Origin of the sequence: Cellulomonas sp. ES6 (genome assembly GCF_030053835.1) — a bacterium.
Taxonomy (GTDB): Bacteria; Actinomycetota; Actinomycetes; order Actinomycetales; family Cellulomonadaceae; genus Cellulomonas.
Window position 1 is genome coordinate 3096424 of the sequence record NZ_CP125655.1, and the last position, 14325, is coordinate 3110748.

18 protein-coding genes are annotated in these 14325 nt (G+C 77.6%); 12 read left to right on the top strand and 6 right to left on the bottom strand.

Annotated features, from left to right (window positions below):
- The first annotated feature begins 99 nt into the window (after nt 1–99).
- The gene (rsgA, locus tag P9841_RS14395) at nt 100–1215 is read left to right on the top strand and encodes a ribosome small subunit-dependent GTPase A (RefSeq protein WP_283319331.1); all 1116 of its coding nucleotides are present in this window, start codon (nt 100–102) and stop codon (nt 1213–1215) included.
- Nucleotides 1216–1253: 38 nt separating this feature from the next.
- Here the strand turns inward: rsgA and P9841_RS14400 are convergent, their stop codons facing one another.
- Nucleotides 1254–1403 carry a hypothetical protein gene (locus P9841_RS14400; RefSeq protein WP_283319332.1) on the bottom strand — a complete coding sequence of 50 codons (150 nt, stop codon included), beginning with the start codon at nt 1401–1403 and terminating at the stop codon, nt 1254–1256.
- A gap of 55 nt (nt 1404–1458) precedes the next feature.
- On the opposite strand from P9841_RS14400, the gene P9841_RS14405 reads away from it, so the two are divergent.
- Nucleotides 1459–1830, top strand: coding sequence for a sterol carrier family protein (locus P9841_RS14405; RefSeq protein WP_283319333.1), 372 nt, complete (start codon nt 1459–1461; stop codon nt 1828–1830).
- 111 nt (nt 1831–1941) lie between these two features.
- Here P9841_RS14405 and P9841_RS14410 read toward each other — a convergent pair whose 3' ends face one another.
- On the bottom strand, nt 1942–2601 hold the full coding sequence (locus tag P9841_RS14410) for an IMPACT family protein (RefSeq protein ID WP_283319334.1): 660 nt from the start codon (nt 2599–2601) through the stop codon (nt 1942–1944).
- 44 nt (nt 2602–2645) lie between these two features.
- Here P9841_RS14410 and P9841_RS14415 point away from each other — a divergent pair, with 44 nt between their 5' ends.
- The 3 genes from P9841_RS14415 (at nt 2646) to purM (ending at nt 5870) form a co-directional block, all read left to right on the top strand.
- A complete protein-coding gene (locus tag P9841_RS14415; protein WP_283319335.1) occupies nt 2646–3107 on the top strand; it encodes a histidine kinase in 462 nt (153 codons plus the stop codon).
- A 94-nt stretch (nt 3108–3201) separates the two neighbouring features.
- Nucleotides 3202–4752, top strand: a complete 1551-nt coding sequence (gene purF / locus P9841_RS14420; protein WP_283319336.1) for an amidophosphoribosyltransferase — start codon at nt 3202–3204, stop codon at nt 4750–4752.
- Nucleotides 4749–5870, top strand: coding sequence for a phosphoribosylformylglycinamidine cyclo-ligase (gene purM / locus P9841_RS14425; protein ID WP_283319337.1), 1122 nt, complete (start codon nt 4749–4751; stop codon nt 5868–5870). The genes purF and purM overlap by 4 nt, the downstream gene beginning before the upstream one ends.
- Before the next feature lie 228 nt (nt 5871–6098).
- On the opposite strand, the gene P9841_RS14430 is transcribed toward purM, so the two are convergent.
- Nucleotides 6099–6287, bottom strand: a complete 189-nt coding sequence (locus P9841_RS14430; protein WP_283319338.1) for a DUF3073 domain-containing protein — start codon at nt 6285–6287, stop codon at nt 6099–6101.
- A gap of 706 nt (nt 6288–6993) precedes the next feature.
- On the opposite strand from P9841_RS14430, the gene P9841_RS14435 reads away from it, so the two are divergent.
- From P9841_RS14435 to P9841_RS14450, 4 genes are all read left to right on the top strand, one after another.
- Nucleotides 6994–7203, top strand: coding sequence for a BldC family transcriptional regulator (locus P9841_RS14435; RefSeq protein WP_222170399.1), 210 nt, complete (start codon nt 6994–6996; stop codon nt 7201–7203).
- Between the two features lie 93 nt (nt 7204–7296).
- The gene (locus P9841_RS14440; protein ID WP_283319339.1) at nt 7297–8037 is read left to right on the top strand and encodes a bifunctional transcriptional activator/DNA repair enzyme AdaA; all 741 of its coding nucleotides are present in this window, start codon (nt 7297–7299) and stop codon (nt 8035–8037) included.
- An 8-nt stretch (nt 8038–8045) separates the two neighbouring features.
- Nucleotides 8046–8927 carry a DNA-3-methyladenine glycosylase family protein gene (locus P9841_RS14445; protein ID WP_283321967.1) on the top strand — a complete coding sequence of 294 codons (882 nt, stop codon included), beginning with the start codon at nt 8046–8048 and terminating at the stop codon, nt 8925–8927.
- Nucleotides 8928–8976: 49 nt separating this feature from the next.
- Entirely contained in the window at nt 8977–9600 is a 624-nt protein-coding gene (locus tag P9841_RS14450; RefSeq protein WP_283319340.1) for a methylated-DNA--[protein]-cysteine S-methyltransferase, read from the top strand.
- A 49-nt stretch (nt 9601–9649) separates the two neighbouring features.
- Here the strand turns inward: P9841_RS14450 and P9841_RS14455 are convergent, their stop codons facing one another.
- From P9841_RS14455 to P9841_RS14465, 3 genes are all read right to left on the bottom strand, one after another.
- A complete protein-coding gene (locus P9841_RS14455) occupies nt 9650–9925 on the bottom strand; it encodes a DUF3618 domain-containing protein (protein ID WP_283319341.1) in 276 nt (91 codons plus the stop codon).
- Nucleotides 9922–10350, bottom strand: a complete 429-nt coding sequence (locus tag P9841_RS14460) for a phage holin family protein (RefSeq protein WP_283319342.1) — start codon at nt 10348–10350, stop codon at nt 9922–9924. The genes P9841_RS14455 and P9841_RS14460 overlap by 4 nt, the downstream gene beginning before the upstream one ends.
- An 82-nt stretch (nt 10351–10432) precedes the next feature.
- Nucleotides 10433–10870 carry a phage holin family protein gene (locus P9841_RS14465; RefSeq protein WP_283319343.1) on the bottom strand — a complete coding sequence of 146 codons (438 nt, stop codon included), beginning with the start codon at nt 10868–10870 and terminating at the stop codon, nt 10433–10435.
- Between the two features lie 121 nt (nt 10871–10991).
- Between P9841_RS14465 and P9841_RS14470 the strand changes: the two genes are divergently transcribed.
- The 3 genes from P9841_RS14470 to P9841_RS14480 all read left to right on the top strand — a co-directional run bounded on the left by P9841_RS14470 (nt 10992) and on the right by P9841_RS14480 (nt 14290).
- A complete protein-coding gene (locus P9841_RS14470) occupies nt 10992–11555 on the top strand; it encodes a fluoride efflux transporter FluC (RefSeq protein ID WP_349306902.1) in 564 nt (187 codons plus the stop codon).
- Nucleotides 11552–11929: a fluoride efflux transporter CrcB gene (gene crcB / locus P9841_RS14475; RefSeq protein ID WP_283319344.1), complete on the top strand. Its 378-nt coding sequence runs from the start codon at nt 11552–11554 to the stop codon at nt 11927–11929. Before P9841_RS14470 ends, crcB begins: the two co-directional genes overlap by 4 nt.
- 108 nt (nt 11930–12037) lie before the next feature.
- Nucleotides 12038–14290, top strand: a complete 2253-nt coding sequence (locus tag P9841_RS14480) for a SpoIIE family protein phosphatase (protein ID WP_283319345.1) — start codon at nt 12038–12040, stop codon at nt 14288–14290.
- The last annotated feature ends 35 nt before the right edge of the window (nt 14291–14325 follow it).

The following is a 14325-nucleotide window of genomic DNA, read 5'->3' on the forward strand; positions in this document are numbered from 1 at the left end:
CGTGTCCTGGACTCTCGGCGGACGGAACCGCGGGCGCAGGTCGGACGGAGCCGCGGAAATGGCTCGCGTCCGCCGCGGGGCGGTTCCTACGGTCGGGGCATGTCCGTCGATCCCGGTGAGGTCGCCTCGTGGCGCGTCGTGCGCGTCGACCGCGGGGCGGTGCTCGTGCTGCCCGGTGGCTCCGGCGGGGCGGACGCCGACGTGTCCGCGGACGCCGACGGGGCTGCGGGTGCAGTCCCGGGCGCGGGTGCAGGCGACGTCCTCCGGGTCGCGCTGCCCGGCGACGGCCTGGTGCCGGTGCTCGACGCGGCCGGTGCGCCCGGTGAGCGCGTGCCGCCGGCGGTCGGCGACGAGGTGCTGCTGGGCGCCGACGGCGCGGACGGTGGCCCGCGGCTGGTCGCCGTCCTCCCGCGGCGCACGGCGGTGGTGCGCGACGGCGCCGACCGCACGTCCCGGGAGCAGGTGCTGGCCGCGAACGTCGACGTGGTGCTGGTGGTCGAGCACCTCGACCCGGACCCGAGCCCGGGCCGCGTGGAGCGTCTGCTGACGCTGGCCTGGCGCTCGGGCGCCGTGCCGGTGGTCGTGCTGACCAAGGCGGACCTGGTGCCCGACCCCGAGGGGATGGCCGACGAGGTCCGGGCGGTGGCGATCGGCGCGGACGTGCACGCGGTGAGCGTCACGGCCGGCACCGGGCTGGAGCCGCTGCGGGCGCTGCTCGGCCCGGGGCGCACCCTCGTCGTCGTGGGGCCGTCCGGGGCGGGGAAGTCGACCCTGGTGAACGCCCTCGCCGGGGCGGAGGTCATGGCGACCGGCGACCGGCGCGCCGACGGCCGCGGGCGCCACACCACGGTGCACCGCGAGCTCGTGCCGCTGCCGGGCGGAGCGAGCCTGATCGACACGCCGGGGCTGCGGGGCGTGGGGCTGGTGGCGGACGCCGCGGCGCTGGAGACGGCGTTCGCCGACGTCGCCGAGCTCGCGGAGGACTGCCGGTTCGCCGACTGCGCGCACCGGAGCGAACCGGGGTGCGCGGTGCTGGCGGCGGTCGAGGACGGCTCGCTCAGCGCTCGGCGGTTGGACTCGTGGCGCCGGCTGGCCCGGGAGGCCGCCTACCAGGAGCGCCGCGTGGACGCCGGGCTCGCCGCCGCCGAGCGCCACCGCACCCGCCGGGCCACGGCGGCGTACCACCGGTTCCAGCGGGCGCGGCCGCCGCGCTGAGAAGGGCCCGCGGCACCCGCCCGTCGCCGGGGTCGAGGTCAGCCCGCGCGCACCGCCAGGGCGATCACCGTGCCGACCGCGGCGAGCCCGGCGACCGCGGCGCCGAGGCTCCCCCACAGCGCCGCCCGGCCGGCACGGGGGCGCGTCTGCTCGGACGTCGGGGGCGTGGGCTGCGGGGCGTCGCTCATGACGGCATGCTCGCACGGGCGGCGCCGACCGCCCGATGGCCGGGACAATGGCAGCATGCCTCCCCGCCGCCGAACCGAGCCCGCCGCGGGCCGTGCCGCCGTCGCCGCGTGGCGCGCCGACCCCGCCGACACCCGGGCGCGTCGCACCGCCGTGCGGTTCACGCTCGAGGAGCTGGCCGATGTCGCGCCGGGCCACACCGTCGAGGTCCGGGTGCCACCGGACGGCGCCGTGCAGGCCGTCGAGGGTCCGCGCCACACGCGCGGCACGCCCCCGAACGTCGTGGAGACGGACCCGCAGACGTGGCTGGAGCTGGTGACGGGCGCGCTCACGTGGGACGACGCGGTCGGGGCCGGGCGGGTGCACGCCTCGGGGGAGCGCGCGGACCTGTCCGCCTGGCTGCCCCTGCAGGCGACCCGCGCGCGGTGACGCGACCGCCCGCCGGCACCGGCCGGGAGTGGTGCTGACGCGCGGCGCGCGAGCGGTGCGGGCACGGCCGGGGCGGACCGCTCCCCGCGCCGGCGCCGCCGCCGGGCCGCCTCAGCGCGACAGGACCTCGGTGCCCCCGCGCACCGCGTGGACGGTGCCGGCGGTCGCCGCCGCGACGGCCGCGTCGAGCGCATCGAGCTCGGGGGGCGGTACCAGCAGCGTGAACCGCGCCGCCGCGCCGTACGCGACGTCCTCCAGCCCGGCGTCGTGCCCGGCCGCCCACTCCCGGAGCACACCGTGGAGCCGGCCGGCGTCGGCGTGCGGTGCGTCGACGGTGACCCGCACCGCGGCGCTGCGGCGGACCAGCCGGGCGATGTCGAGGGCCTCCGACGTCGCCGTCGAGTAGGCGCGGACCAGGCCGCCCGCGCCGAGCAGGACACCCCCGAAGTACCGCGTCACGACCGCCACCACGTCGGTGAGCTCGCGGCGGCGCAGCACCTCGAGCATCGGCACGCCGGCCGTCCCGGAGGGCTCGCCGTCGTCGGTCGACCGCTGCTGCTCCGCGTGCGGGCCGACGACCAGGGCGACGCAGTGGTGACGCGCGTCCCACGACCGCTTGCGGACGGCGGCGACGACCTCGTCGGCCTCGGCCACGCTCGCCACGGGGTGCACGAGCGCGAGGAACCGCGACTTCTTCACGACGAGCTCGTGCTCGACCGGCGCGGCGATCGTCGACGGGTACCGCGGCGCGGCGGCGTCGGCGGCTCCCATGCCGTCGAGCCTAGGGCCGCCGCGCCCCGACCTAGGATTCCGGGGTGACCGCAGCGAGCAGCCCGGACCGACGGCCCGACGACCCGCGCCCCGCCGGCGCGCCCGCGCCCGAGCCGGAGGCCCCGGTCGCGCCGGGAACCGCCGACGGGCCCGCGGCCGAGCCGGAGCCCGCCGGGCCGCTCGACGAGGCCGCCCTCGCCCGCGTGGCCGAGCCGGCGCGCGTGCGCCGCGCGCCGAAGGTCGGTGCGTTCATCACGGCCGGGGTCCTCGTCGGCGCGCTGGTCGGCCTGGTCGCGGCACTGGTCGCCGGCCCGTCGAGCGAGGTGGTCGCCGACGGGACGGCGTTCATCAGCCTGTTCGAGGGTCAGGGCGGTGCCCGGCTGGTGTCGGCGGTGATCGGCGCCTTCGTCGGGGCGTTCGCCGGCGCGGGTCTCGCGGTGCTGGCCGAGCGGCGCAGCGTGCGGCGCGCGGCCGGCGACGACGCCGGCGGCGCCCGGCCCCGCTGACCGCCCGCGGGCCCCGCCGTCCGCCCCGCCCGCCGTCCTGCCCGGCACCCGGCCCGGGTCGGGCGCCCGCCCGGCGGTGTGACACCATGGTCGTGTGGCCCCCCGCGGAGACGGACTGCTGAACCACGACCTCCTGCCGAACGAGAAGGGACCCCAGGACGCGTGCGGCGTCTTCGGGGTCTGGGCTCCCGGTGAGGAGGTCGCGAAGCTCACCTACTTCGGGCTGTACGCCCTGCAGCACCGCGGGCAGGAGTCCGCGGGCATCGCGACGTCCAACGGCGAGCAGCTGCTCGTCTACAAGGACATGGGCCTGGTCTCGCAGGTCTTCGACGAGACAGCGCTGAACGCCCTGCACGGCCACATCGCCGTCGGGCACGCGCGGTACTCCACGACCGGCGGCAGCACGTGGGAGAACGCGCAGCCCACGCTCGGCGCGACCGCCGGCGGCACCGTCGCGCTGGCGCACAACGGCAACCTGACCAACACCGCCGAGCTCGTCGACCTGGTCGCGGAGCGGTACGGCGCGCAGCGGCGCGGCGAGCTCGCGCGGGGCAACACCACCGACACCGCGCTGGTGACGGCGCTGTTCGCGGGCGACCAGGACCACACGCTCGAGGCCACCGCCCTGGAGGTGCTCCCGCGGCTGCGCGGCGCGTTCAGCCTCGTGTGGATGGACGAGCACACGCTGTACGCCGCGCGCGACCCGCAGGGTGTGCGGCCGCTGGTGCTCGGCCGGCTGGAGCGCGGCTGGGTCGTGGCGTCGGAGACCCCCGCGCTCGACATCGTCGGCGCGTCGTTCGTCCGGGAGATCGAGCCCGGCGAGCTGGTCGCGATCGACGCCGACGGCCTGCGCACGCAGCGGTTCACCGAGCGCCAGCAGCGCGCGGGCTGCGTCTTCGAGTACGTCTACCTGGCCCGGCCCGACACCACGATCTCCGGCCGGTCCGTGCACGCGGCGCGCGTCGAGATGGGTCGCCGGCTGGCGCAGGAGCACCCGGTCGAGGCCGACCTCGTCATCCCGGTCCCGGAGTCCGGCACCCCTGCGGCGGTCGGCTACGCGCAGGCGTCCGGCATCCCGTTCGGGCAGGGGCTGACCAAGAACGCCTACGTGGGTCGGACGTTCATCCAGCCCTCGCAGACGCTGCGCCAGCTCGGCATCCGGCTCAAGCTCAACCCGCTGCGGGAGGTCATCCGCGGCAAGCGCCTCGTGGTCGTGGACGACTCGATCGTGCGCGGCAACACCCAGCGTGCGCTGATCCGGATGCTGCGCGAGGCCGGCGCCGCCGAGGTGCACGTGCGGATCAGCAGCCCGCCGGTGAAGTGGCCCTGCTTCTACGGCATCGACTTCGCGTCCCGCGCCGAGCTGATCGCCAACGGCCTGGCCGTGGAGGAGATCGGCGCGTCGCTCGGGGCCGACTCGCTCGGCTACATCTCGATGGACGGCATGATCGCCGCGACGGAGCAGCCTGCCTCGCAGCTGTGCACCGCCTGCTTCACCGGGACGTACCCCATCGAGCTGCCGTCGCAGGACCGGCTCGGCAAGCACCTGCTGGAGCAGAACGAGCTGCCGCTCGGCCCGCCCGAGGACGGACTCGCCACCCTGGTCCAGGGGACCGGTGGCTCGAACGCGCTGGAGCACCCGTGACCGAGAGCATCACCTACGCCGCCGCCGGCGTGGACACCGAGGCGGGCGACAAGGCCGTCGAGCTGATGAAGGACGCCGTGCGCGCGACGCACGGCCCGCAGGTGCTGGGCGGCGTCGGCGGCTTCGCCGGGCTGTTCGACGCGTCCGCGCTGGTGGGGTACCGCCGGCCGCTGCTGGCGACCTCGACGGACGGGGTCGGCACCAAGGTCGCGATCGCGCAGGCGATGGACGTGCACGACACCATCGGGTTCGACCTGGTCGGCATGGTGGTCGACGACATCGTGGTCGTGGGCGCGAAGCCGCTGTTCATGACCGACTACATCGCGTGCGGGCGGGTCGTCCCGGAGCGGATCGCCGACGTCGTGCGCGGCATCGCCGCGGCCTGCTCCGTGGCCGGGACGGCGCTGGTCGGCGGCGAGACCGCGGAGCACCCCGGTCTGCTCGGCCCGGACGAGTACGACGTCGCGGGTGCGGCGACCGGTGTGGTGGAGGCCGACGGCCTGCTCGGCCCGGAGCGGGTGCGCGCGGGGGACGTGCTGGTCGCCCTCGGGTCCTCCGGCTTGCACTCGAACGGGTACTCCCTGGTGCGCCGCGTCGTCGAGGTCGCCGGCTGGTCGCTGGACCGCGACGTCCCGGAGCTCGGGCGCACGCTGGGCGCGGAGCTGCTCGAGCCGACCCGGGTGTACGCGGCCGACTGCCTGGCGCTCGTGGAGCGGGCCGCGGGCGGGGTGCACGCGTTCAGCCACGTGACCGGCGGGGGGCTGGCGGCCAACGTCGCGCGCGTGCTGCCGGCCGGGCTGGTGGCCGACGTGCCGCGCGGGTCGTGGACGCTGCCGCCCGTGTTCTCGCTGGTGCAGGCCGCCGGCGGGGTGCCGTGGACGGACCTCGAGCGCACGCTGAACCTCGGCGTCGGCATGGTCGCGGTGGTCGACGCCGCAGAGGCCGACGCCGTGCGGGAGCACGCGGCCGAGCTCGGGCTGACCGCCTGGCACCTGGGCGAGGTGCGCGCGCTGGACCCGGAGCGGGACACGGCGGCGCTGGGTGCGGACCTCGTGGCCGGCACCAAGGGCGTGCAGGGCGGCGCAGTCCGGCTGAGCGGCAGCTACCGCACGGTCTGAGGCCGGGCCCGGTCCGGTCCCGCCGTCGCCGCGCAGCGCCGTCAGGGCGCCCCGTCCGGACGGCCGCCGGTCCGCCGGGCACGGGGCCTCGGCGTGCCGGGCGGTGCGGCCGTGGCGCCGGGCGACGTGGTCACGCCCGACGGCGTGGGACGCAGCGGTCAGCGGTGCGGGCCGCAGTGGTCCGCGGCGGGGCCGGCGTCACGCGGGGCGTGGCGTCCGGCCCGTGATTCAGCGCTCGTCGGGCCAGCGAGAGTAGTCGTCACCCTCGTCGTCGGAGTCCTGTCGGCTGTCGGTGACGAGGTCGCTGCGGCGCCCGTTGAGCTCCTGCTCGAGGGCCCGGTAGTTGGTGTCAGGGCTGAAGTACTTCAGCTCCCGGGCCACCTTCGTCTGCTTAGCCTTCTGACGGCCGCGCCCCATGGCATCGACCCCCTCTAACGTGGAAGCGGGGCGGCTCCGTGCTCACACGTGCGGCCCCGGGGTGCTGAATCGTCTGTTCGTGTCGCAACGGTACATGGTCGCCCGGCATTCCGACCACTCGCCCCCGGGGTGATGCGGGTCGCACCGGCGCGTGTCCGGCGCCGGCGTCCGGGGCCCGGTCAGCGGCCTCGTGGCGGCCGCGGCGGGCCCGCCGGGCGGGGAGGCGTACGCGGGCCCGTCCCGAGGGCTGGGCGGACCGTCCGCGATGTGACCTCCACCACGGGCCGGTGCGGGACCTTGGTCGCGGGTGGCCGGACCCTCGGGAGGGGAGTCGCCGGCCGGTCCGGACGAAGCCGGTGGTCACGTCGCTGTGACTGCCGGGCGGCGCGCGGACAGGGCCGTCCGGGTGAACGCGCGTGCGGCAGGACCGCCCGTTCGGACCACCGTGTCGACGCGCAGTCATGTCCGGAACGACCTACAGTGTCCCAATAGTTACCGCTTGTCCGGAGATGGGACGTTGGTACTAGTTGTGTGGAGTTCGACGTGACAGAGTGGTCGCGGCGGGGGCGCTAGGGGGGTACGCACATGAGGTCGTCGACGACACGCTTCCTGACCGTGGGTCCGGCAGCGGAGCCGGCTCCGGCCAGGAACCTGACAGCACGGACGACGGGTGTGACAACCGGTCGTCACCACGAGGAGGTCTGACGTGTCCGCCCCCCACACCGAGAACGAGATCCTGCTGACCCCGTCCGAGGTCGCCACGCTGTTCCGCGTCGACCCCAAGACGGTCACCCGCTGGGCCAAGTCCGGCAAGCTGTCCTCGATCCGCACGCTCGGCGGGCACCGCCGGTACCGCGAGACCGAGGTGCGCGAGCTGCTCGGGGGCATCCCGGGCCAGCGCGACAGCGACTCCTGACGACGCACCGCCCCTCGGCCGGGGCGGGCACCACGGCACCGCCGCGTCCGAGGACCGCCAGAATGGTGGTCCGCGACGGACGAGGGTGGGGCGGTGACCACGACACTCCCGCAGGACGACCTGCCTGCCTGGATCGACCGTGACGTCGCGTACCGGGCCGTCAGCGGCCGGGACCCGCGCTACGACGGCCGGCTGTACCTCGGCGTGACCTCCACCGGCGTCTACTGCCGCCCGTCCTGCCCGGCGCGGACGCCGCGTCCGGACAACTGCCGCTACTACCGCTCCGCGGCCGCGGCCGTCGCCGCGGGCTTCCGGGCCTGCCGCCGCTGCCGGCCCGACGCGCTCCCCGGCAGCAGGGAGTGGGACGCCCGCGCCGACCTCGCCGCGCAGGCGGTCCGCGCGATCGCGTCGGGGGTCGTCGACGAGGTCGGCGTCGAGGGCCTCGCGGAGCGCCTGCACGTCAGCGCCCGGCACCTGCAGCGGGTGGTCGTCGCGGAGATGGGGGCAGGGCCCGCGCAGATCGCCCGGAGCCGACGGGCACAGCTCGCGCGGCACCTGCTGGACGAGACCACCCTGCCGATGGCGGACGTCGCGTTCGCGGCCGGGTTCGCGAGCGTCCGCCAGTTCAACGACGTCATGCGCGCGACGTTCGGCGCCGCGCCCCGCGCGCTGCGCACCCGGCGCCGGGCCGCCGCCGCGCAGCCCGGACCCGCGGGGCGGGACGCCCCGGCCGCTCGTCGCGGCGGCGGGACGCGGCCCGCGGCGACCGGCGGGCGGCCCGGCGGCGCGTCGGACGTCCCCCGGCCCGGTCGCCCGTCGACGCGGCGCACCTGACGCTGCACCTGCGCCACCGGCCGCCGTACGACGCCCGCGCGTGGTTCGCTCACGTCGAGCGGCGGGCCGTGCCCGGCCTGGAGGTCGCGGACGCGTCGGGGGGTGCGTTCACCGTTCGGCGGCTCGTGCCGGCCGCGCACGGTCCGGCCGCGGCGACGGTGCGGCTCGCGGACGACGGCTCGCGCGTCGACCTGGACCTCGGGCTCGCCTCGCTCGGCGACCTGGCTGCGGTCGTCGGGCGCGTGCGGCGGTGGCTGGACCTGGACGCCGACCCCGCGCTGGTCGCGGCGGTGCTGGCGGAGGACGCCGCCCTCGCCCCCCTCGTGGCGGCACGCCCGGGTCTGCGGGTGCCCGGGACGGTCGACGGGTACGAGCTCGCCGTCCGCGCGGTGCTGGGGCAGCAGGTGTCGGTGGGGGCCGCCCGGACGCTCACGGGCCGGGTCGTCGCGGCGTACGGCTCCCCGGGGCCCGGCGGCCTGCGCGCGTTCCCGGCGGCGGAGCGCCTCGCCGCGGTCCCCGTGGCGGAGCTCCGCGCCCTCGGCCTGACGGGGTCGCGCGCGGCGACCGTGCTGGCGGTGGCGGGTGCGGTGGCGGCCGGCCTGCGGCTGGACCCGTCGGCCGACAGGGTCGCGGCGCGGCACGCTCTGCTGGCGCTGCCCGGCGTCGGGCCGTGGACGGCGGAGTACGTCGCGCTGCGGGCGCTGGCCGACCCGGACGCGTTCCCCGACGGCGACCTGGTGCTCCGCCGCGCGGCCGGCCGGTACCTGGGCGGTGGGTCCGACGCGCTCCCGGCACGCGGGCTGCGCGACCGCGCCGCCCGCTGGCGGCCGTGGCGGGGCTACGCCGCGCAGCACCTGTGGACCGCCACCGCGGCGGACGACGGGCCGTGATGTCCGAGGACCGCCAGAACGCGCCCCGCCGACCCCGCAGGATGGAGCCATGACGACCACCGAGCCCGCGACGGCCGGGCCCCTCACGACCGCTCCCTCGGCGCCGCCCGTCCCGCAGCACCCCGCCGGGTCCGCGCCGGCCGGTGCCGGACCGCTGCTCGCCACGACCTTCGCGACCCCCGCGGGAGAGCTCGCGGTGCTGCTCACCCCCGAGGGCGTGGTGCGCGCGGCCGGGTTCGCGCCCGTGGCGGCGATGGCGGCCCGGCTGCCGGCCGCCACCGCGGTGCGGGGCCACCGCGTCGTGGCCGCGCAGGACCTGTCCCGGGAGGGAGACGGCCCGGCGCGGGTGGCGGACGCGGTCGCCCGCTACGCGGCGGGGGAGCCGACCGCGCTCGACGCGGTGCCCGTGGAGCAGGCCGGCGGACCGTTCCAGCAGCGGGCGTGGCAGGCGATGCGGGCCATCCCCCCGGGCCGCACCGTCACCTACGCGGAGCTCGCGCTGGCCGCGGGCAGCCCGACGGCCGTCCGGGCGGCGGGCTCGGCGTGCGCCCGGAACCTCGTCGCGCCGTTCGTGCCGTGCCACCGGGTGCTCCGGACGGGCGGGACGCTCGGCGGCTACTACTACGGGCTCGAGGTCAAGCGCGCGCTCCTCGCGCTCGAGGCGCGGGGCTGAGGCCGGGCGCCCACCGCGGGCGCCCGGGTCGGCGGGGTCGCCGCGCCCGTCAGCGCCGGACCGCCAGCACCACCAGCAGCGCCAGCCCGCCCACGCCCGCGGCCAGCACGGCGCGGGCACGCCCCCGGTTCGCGGGGTCGGCGGCCGGGTCCGTGCCGACCGCGTCGCGCAGCAGCTTCTCCGCACCCGCGCGGGCGTCGGCCACCTGGCGCTTCGGGCTCAGCCGCGCGGCGAGCGCGTCCGCCGTGCCGGCGAGCTCCGCGCGGGTCAGCACGATCTCGCTCTCCAGGTCCGCGATGGACGGCTTGGGCGTGGAGTCGCTCATCGGCGCAGGCCCTCCTTGACGGACCGGGACACCGTCTCGGCGTCCTCCTTGATGCCGGCCACGGCCTTCTCCGGGGCGGGCGGCGTGCTCTTCTGCAGGCTCTTGACGCCCAGCAGCCCCAGCACGGCCGTGCCGGCGGCGAGCACCACCAGCACGATCAGCGCGGCGAGCCACGGGGGCACCGCCTCGCTCAGCGCGAGGATCACGGTGGTCAGCAGCACGACGAACGTGAAGAAGCCCAGGAACGCGGCCCCGGCCAGCAGCCCCGCGCCGATGCCGGCGGCCTTCGCCTTCTGGGCCAGCTCGGCCTTCGCGAGGTCGATCTCGGCACGCACGAGCCGGGCGGACTGCTCGGCGAGGCGGCTGATGAGCTGGCCGACAGACTGCTGGTCCGGGCCGGACCCGCTGCCCGATGTCGTCGTCATCCGGTGCTCCTTCGTGAGGCGTTCTGCCTAGTCTGGCGCGTCCTGCGGATCGGCGCAGGTGGGCGGCGCCCGGGATGCGCCCTCAGTCCGTCCAGGGGTGCACGAGCTCCTCGGCGTCGGGCGCCGGGGTGGTGCCGGCCGGCGCCACGCGGACGGGCTGCGGCAGCTTGCTGCGGCCCCACGCGGCGCACCCGGCGGCGACGAGGACGAGCAGCACGCCGGCCAGCAGCGCGGACAGCCACAGCGGCAGCACCAGGGCCAGCGCGACCACGCCGGCGGTGACGAGCAGGGCGAGGCCGAACACGGTCAGCAGCAGCGCGACGGCGAACGCGATGGCGCTGGGGCGCACCTGCACGGCCCGTGCCCGCACGGAGCGACTGACGGCGTCGATCTCCGACTGGATCGAGCGCCGCACGCGGTCCTCGACGTGCTCGATGCGCTCGCGGGTCCGCTCCGCGAGCGGCTCGGCGAGCCTGCTGAACAGCCCGGGCCGACGGGTCTCGTCCTCGGCCTTGCCCACGGTGTCCTCCCTCGGCCAGCGTCTTCGTCCAACCCTAGCCACCGCGGGGGCGGCGACGCACTGCGGGGCGCGGTGCGTCGCCGCTGCGTCGCGGTGCGTCGCGGTGCGGGCGGTCGCCCGGGTGCGTCAGGATGGCCCCGTCCCGGGCGGTCCCGCTCCCGGCCCGCCGTCCTCCCTCCCGCAGGAGCCCGCCACGTCCCGTCCGTCCGCCGTCCCCGCCTCGGCGGGCGGTCCCCCCGCGTCCTCCCCGCCGGCAGCGTCCGTCCGCCCGGCGCACCGTCGTGCGGGGCTCGCGCTCCTGGTCGCGGCGGGCGGCGCGGCCGGCTCGCTCGGGCGCTACGGCCTCGCGCAGGCGCTGCCGGTGCAGCACGGCTGGCCGGTGGCCACGCTGACGGCGAACCTCGTGGGCGCGTTCCTGCTCGGGGTGCTGCTCGAGGCGCTCGGCCGGCGCGGCCCGGAGACGCCGGGGGTGCTGCGGGCGCGGCTCGCGCTCGGCACGGGGGTGCTGGGCGGCTTCACGACGTTCTCGTCCCTGGCGCTCGAGACGGAGCGGCTGCTCGCGGAGGGTGCGGCGGGCACGGCGCTCGCCTACGCGGGCGCGACCCTGGTGGCCGGTGTCGCGTGCGCGGCGGCGGGGGTCGCCGTGGTGGGCCTGGTCGCCCGGGTCCGCGGAGGACGCGCGTGACGGGCGCCCTGCTCGTCGCGCTGGCCGGCGGGGCGGGCGCCGCGGCGCGGTTCTGGGTGGACGGCACCATCCGCGCACGCGGCCGGACCGTGCTGCCCGTCGCGACCGTGACCGTGAACGTCACCGGCTCGTTCCTCATCGGGCTGGTGGCGGGGGCGCACGTCTACCTGGGCCTGCCCGCGACGTGGCAGCTCCTGCTGGCGACCGGCTTCTGCGGGGGGTACACGACGTTCTCCGCGGCCGCGGTCGAGACGGTGCGGCTCGTGCAGGCGGGTGAGCGGGGCCGGGCGGTGGCCAACCTGCTCGGCACGGCCGTGCTGACGGTCGCGGCGGCCGCCGCCGGCACCGTCGTGATGGCGCTCGCGGGCCGCTGACCGCCGCACTTGCCAGCGGACGACCCGTTTGCGAAGGTCGGCGGTGGCCTCGTCGTCGGGGGTCGGCATGACGGCCGGCCGCGCCGGGTCCGCGAGAGGGGGCCGTCGGTGACGGAGCACGTCCTCGTCCCTCCCGGGGAGCCGGTCGACCTCGACAACTGCGCGCGCGAGCCCATCCACATCCCCGGCTCGGTGCAGCCGCGCGGCTACCTGCTCGTGGTGCGCGAGGCCGGCGCCGTCGTGCTGCAGTGCTCCGCGAACGCGACGGAGCTGCTCGGCCCGGGCGTCGACGGGGTGCTCGGCCGCCCGCTCCCGGAGGTGCTGGGGGAGCCCGCCGCGCGCGTGGTGCTCGAGCAGGTCGCCGCGCTCGCGGACCACCGCACCCGCAACCCCGGACTCGTGCAGGTCGGCGCCGGCGACGGCGCGGTGGTCATGGACGTGGTGGTGCACCGCCCGCCGCCCGCCACGGCGTCCGACCCGGGGCCGGTGTTCGTCGTCGAGCTCGAGCCCGCGGACGGCCCGCGCCCCCTGACGTACGGCAGCACGTACGAGCTGGTCCGCGACGCGATCGCCGACCTGAACGGGGCCGGGACGCTCGAGGGGCTGTACGACCGGGCGGCCCGGCACGTGCGCAGCCTCACCGGGTTCGACCGCGTGATGATCTACCGGTTCGACGCCGAGTACAACGGCGAGGTGGTGGCGGAGGCGCGCCGGGACGACCTCGAGCCGTTCCTCGGGCTGCACTACCCGGCCTCCGACATCCCGCCGCAGGCGCGGGCGATGTACGAGAAGAGCTGGGTCCGGCTGATCTCCGACGTCGACTACGTGCCCGTCCCGGTGGTGCCCGTCGACGAGCCGCTGAGCGGGCGCCCGCTGGACCTCACGTACGCCACGCTGCGCAGCGTCTCGCCGATCCACTGCGAGTACCTGCGCAACATGGGCGTGCGCGCGTCGATGTCGATCTCGCTGCTGCGCGACGGGCGGCTGTGGGGCATGGTCGCCTGCCACCACTACGCCGGCCCCCACGCGCCGTCGTACGGCGTGCGGGCCGCCTCCGAGTTCCTCGGCGTGGCGCTGTCGGCGCGGCTCGTGGCCCAGGTCGAGGAGGACCTGCTGGCGGAGTCGCGGCGCGCGTCCGGGGTGCTCGCCCGCCTGGTCGGCGCGAGCCGCGACGAGGACGTGCGCCTCGCCCAGGCGCTCACCCGCACCGGGGACCTCCTGGAGCTGGTGCCGGCGGACGGCGTCGTCGTGTGCGCCGGCGGCGACCTCGCGACCCGCGGCCGGGTGCCGGACGACGAGGCGTGCCACAGGCTCGCGGCGTGGGGGAGCGCGCTCGGCGACGGCGTCGTGGCGACCGACCGGCTCGCCGGGGAGCCCGGTGCGCCGGAGCCGCCGGGCGTCGCCGGCGTGGTGGCGTTCGCCCTCCCGGACGGCGGCACCGTCGTCTGGGTCCGCGACGAGGTCGTGCGGACGGTCGACTGGGGCGGCGACCCGCAGGGCAAGGTCACCGTGCAGGAGGAGGGCGGCGTCCGGCTCGGCCCGCGGACGTCGTTCGCGCTGTGGCGGGAGCACGTCCGGGGTCGCTCGCTGCCCTGGGACGGCCGGCACGCCGGGAACGCCGCGGACCTGCGCAACCACCTCGTCGAGGCGCTGTTCCGCCGGGGCCGGGCCGAGGTGGGTGCCGCGCGCGCCCTGCAGCGCACGCTGCTGCCGACGACCCTGCCCGTCGTGCCCGGGTGGGCGGTGGACGCCCGGTACGAACCGTCCGGCTCCGGCCAGGTGGGCGGCGACTGGTACGACGTCCTGGTGCTCGGCGACGGCCGGCTGGCGCTGGCCGTCGGCGACGTCACGGGGCACGGGCTGCCCGCGGCCGCGGCGATGGGCCAGCTCCGCAACGCGGTGCGCGCGTACCTGCTGGACGCCGCCCCGCCGTCGGTCGTGCTGGGGCGGGTCGGGCGGCTGGCGCGCTGGACGCTGCCGGGGCAGATGGCCACCCTGGCGCTCGCGGTGCTCGACCCGGCGACCGGCGTCGTCGAGCACGCCTCCGCCGGGCACCTGCCGCCGCTCGTGGTCCGCGCGGACGGCACCGCGGCGTGGCGGCGTCCGCTGGGTTCGCCGCTGGTCGGCCTGCTGGAGGGCGACCCGCGCTCCGAGTCGCTGGTGCTCGAGCCGGGCGACGCCCTGCTGCTGCTCACGGACGGGCTCATCGAGCGGCGCGGCGAGTCGCTCCGGGTCGCGATGGAGCGCACGGTCGAGCACGTCGGCACGCCCCGGGCCGGAGGCCTCGCGGACCTCGCGGCCCGGCTGCGCAGCCCCGGGTCGGACGACGACGCGACGCTGCTGCTGCTCACGCGGGGCTGACGTACGGCCGCCCCCCGGCGGCCCTGACGGCGGGG

Bases quoted from the DNA above. Each gene is read 5' to 3' on its own strand.
- P9841_RS14455 (WP_283319341.1), bottom strand. From the start codon at position 9,925: ATGAGCGACTCCACGCCCAAGCCGTCCATCGCGGACCTGGAGAGCGAG.
- rsgA (WP_283319331.1), top strand. From the start codon at position 100: ATGTCCGTCGATCCCGGTGAGGTCGCCTCGTGGCGCGTCGTGCGCGTC.
- P9841_RS14410 (WP_283319334.1), bottom strand. From the start codon at position 2,601: ATGGGAGCCGCCGACGCCGCCGCGCCGCGGTACCCGTCGACGATCGCC.
- P9841_RS14460 (WP_283319342.1), bottom strand. From the start codon at position 10,350: ATGACGACGACATCGGGCAGCGGGTCCGGCCCGGACCAGCAGTCTGTC.
- P9841_RS14405 (WP_283319333.1), top strand. From the start codon at position 1,459: ATGCCTCCCCGCCGCCGAACCGAGCCCGCCGCGGGCCGTGCCGCCGTC.
- P9841_RS14430 (WP_283319338.1), bottom strand. From the start codon at position 6,287: ATGGGGCGCGGCCGTCAGAAGGCTAAGCAGACGAAGGTGGCCCGGGAG.
- P9841_RS14450 (WP_283319340.1), top strand. From the start codon at position 8,977: ATGACGACCACCGAGCCCGCGACGGCCGGGCCCCTCACGACCGCTCCC.
- P9841_RS14400 (WP_283319332.1), bottom strand. From the start codon at position 1,403: ATGAGCGACGCCCCGCAGCCCACGCCCCCGACGTCCGAGCAGACGCGC.